Annotated in this window: 2 protein-coding genes; both read right to left on the bottom strand. The window is 63.8% G+C overall.

What is annotated here, in order from left to right:
* Positions 1–1,292, bottom strand: a 1,292-nt coding sequence (locus tag QZ378_RS12930; RefSeq protein ID WP_291258562.1) for a lactate racemase domain-containing protein, incomplete at its 3' end; no start/stop codon positions are given.
* Positions 1,293–1,308: 16 nt separating this feature from the next.
* Positions 1,309–1,505: triose-phosphate isomerase (locus QZ378_RS12925; protein WP_291258561.1), on the bottom strand; the 197-nt coding region annotated here is incomplete at its 5' end.

Raw genomic sequence — 1,505 nt, 5'->3', positions numbered from 1 at the left:
CCCGGCTCCCGGGCGCCCACGATGTAGATGGCGCTGGTGTGCTCCTCGGCCAGGTGGCCGCAGCTCATCATGGAGAAGCCGTGGAAGGGGTGGAAGGCGTTGGCGAAGCGGTACTTGCGGATGTACTCCTCCTTGGTGGCGAAGTACTCGCCGTAGCGGTTCATGTCGGGGAGGATGTTCATGTAGTCGTGCTGGAACAGGTCGTACAGCTCCCGCAGGTAGGGCCACCGCTCGTCGTGGAAGTACCCGTCGCAGATGGAGGACACGATGAACACGCAGTGGTCGCTCATGATCCGCTTGTGGCGGATGACCTGGGCGGACAGGGCCTGCATCATCTGGATGGGGTTGGTGCCCATGCCGTTGCCGTAGTGGAAGTTGGTGGGCATGCCGAAGACGATGATATCGTACTTCTTCTCCGCCCAGTGGACGTAGGTGCGCTTGTCCGCCATCTTCCAGGACACGGGCTGCATCTCCCTGGCCCAGCCGGAGTGAATCTCGATCTGGCGGCTCTTGGTGTCCAGCACGGCGTCGCAGCAGAAGAACTTCTTGCCCATCTTCTCCTCCATGAGCATGCCCTGCTGGTCGAACTTGTGGCGCATCTCGCTGTTGGTGGACACGGGCACGAAGTCGGGCCGGTGCATGACCTGGGGCACGTGGTGGGCCGCGATGCTCCGCCAGTGGGAGATGCCGGTAGCGCAGTGCTTGTAGCCGCCGGAGTAGCCGCCGTAGGGGTTGCCCTGGGTGTGGCCGATGAGGATGGCCACGTCGGCGTCATAGACGTACTTGTTCATAATCACGTGGTCGCCCTGGGCGGTGTGGCCCAGATCCACCAGGTGGTCGTAGTCCTCGCTGTCGTGGCTGGTGATCTGGCCGGAGGGGTAGAACTCGTTAAAAAGTTCGGGGCCCAGGATGGTCTGCATCTCGGCCACGGTGGCCCGGGGGTGCAGGCCGTTGGAGAAGAGCAGCAGAATGTCCTTCTTCTCCACCCCGGCGGCGTACAGCTCGTCCAGGCAGGCACGGATGGCCACCTTCCGGTGGCTGGTGGGCTGGTTGCCGCCCTTGACGATGTCGGGGATGACGATGACCACGCTGCTGCCCTTGTGGGCCAGCTCCCGCAGGGTGGGCATGCCGATGGGGTTGCGGATGGACTCCAGGGTGGCGTTGTACAGGCTGTCCCAGTCCTGGGGCAGGCAGGGCGGGTCGGCCACCGTCTCGCCGGGGATGAAGATGTCGGTGCTGTCGGGCAGCTCCGCGCCCATCAGGCCCTGGCCGTATTCAAACTCCAGTTTCATGTGTTTCCACTCCTTTTTACTTGCCCAGATACAGGCGGATAATCTCCAGATACTCCTCGGGGTAGAAGCCGATCTCGCCGCTGAACCGGGTCAGGGCGATCAGGCCGCCGTCGATGTCGCCGATGGAGGAGAGCATGGCGGCGTTGTCCGCCTTCAGGCCGCCGCCGTACACCACGTCCAGGCCGCCGGTCTGCTCCTTGACGAAGCGGGCGA

This window comes from Flavonifractor sp., assembly GCF_019422385.1.
GTDB classification, from domain to species: domain Bacteria; phylum Bacillota; class Clostridia; order Oscillospirales; family Oscillospiraceae; genus Flavonifractor; species Flavonifractor avistercoris.
Note: the sequence above shows the minus strand (reverse complement) of the source record. Positions and strands in the feature narration are given on the sequence as shown.